The organism is Streptomyces sp. 15-116A, from assembly GCF_025290915.1.
Lineage (GTDB): Bacteria > Actinomycetota > Actinomycetes > Streptomycetales > Streptomycetaceae > Streptomyces.
Window position 1 is genome coordinate 1 of sequence record NZ_JAOCQE010000552.1, and the last position, 1,128, is coordinate 1,128.

Below are 1,128 nucleotides of genomic sequence, written 5' to 3' on the forward strand. Positions count from 1 at the left end.
CTCCCGGCGCACCAGGCCCGGCACTCCGAGCGCGAGCACCGTCAGGGCGGCCCGCCCCGGCCGTACGTCGACGAGATTGACGAGGTGCGCGGCCCCGGCGATCACGATTCCGGCGAGCACCTTGTCGAGCGCCCGCCGCTTCATCACCGCCCCCGCCACGAGACCGGCCGCCGACACCCCGAACAGCTTCACCGCCCCGCTGGTCACGTCCCCGTCCCGCAGCGCTCCTGGATGGGCCCGGAAGCCACGCCGGGGGTCCCCGGCTGCGGTGGGCGTGGCGCCTGTACGCCGTGTGGCGCGAGGTCGTGCGCGCCTGCCGGTTCGTCGTGGCTGGTCGCGCAGTTCCCCGCGCCCCTTCAGGCGCGCTGTCCGCCCGGTGATCGCAGAGGGCGCCGGCAACGGTCAGCCGCAGGCCGTCGGGCAGTCGACCACCTCGGCAGACCAGCCACCGCTCAGACGTCCGCCCGTGCCGTCGCCAATAGTTCCTCCGCGTGGGCGCGGGCCGTCTCGGAGTCCTCCTGGCCGGCCAGCATCCGGGACAACTCCCGGATCCTGTCCTCCCCTTCGAGCACCTTCACGCCGGACCGGGTGACCGACCCGTCGTTGGTCTTCTCCACCAGCAGCTGCCGGTCGGCGAACGCCGCCACCTGCGGCAGATGCGTGACGACCACGACCTGCGCGGTCTTCGCCAGCCGCGCGAGACGCCGCCCGATCTCAACGGCCGCCTTGCCGCCGACACCGGCGTCGACCTCGTCGAAGAGATACGTCGGCACCGGATCCGTCCCCGCGAACACGACCTCCACGGCGAGCATCACCCGGGACAGCTCACCACCGGACGCGCCCTTGGCGATCGGCCGGGGCGGCGCCCCCGGGTGCGGGGCGAGCAGCAGCTCGACCTCGTCCACGCCCGACGGACCGTAGGCGACGGTCCGCCCGTCGACCTCGACGCCCTCCGGGTCCTCGGTCTGGCGGAGGTCGAACGACACGCGCGCGTGGGGCATGGCGAGCGAGGCCAGCTCCGCGGTGACGGCCGCCGCGAACCTCTCGGCGGCCTCGGCCCGCGCCTGCGACAGCGCCTGGGCCAGCCCGCCCAGTTCGGCGCGCAGCGCGTCCCGCTCGGCGGTCAGG

Annotated in this window: 2 pseudogenes; both read right to left on the reverse strand. The window is 74.8% G+C overall.

Annotated elements, in window-relative coordinates:
* Positions 1-264 (reverse strand): annotated as a pseudogene (locus tag N4P33_RS35415) (hypothetical protein); the annotation flags it as partial.
* 188 nt (positions 265-452) lie between these two features.
* Positions 453-1,128: pseudogene (locus N4P33_RS35420) on the reverse strand (DNA repair protein RecN); the annotation flags it as partial.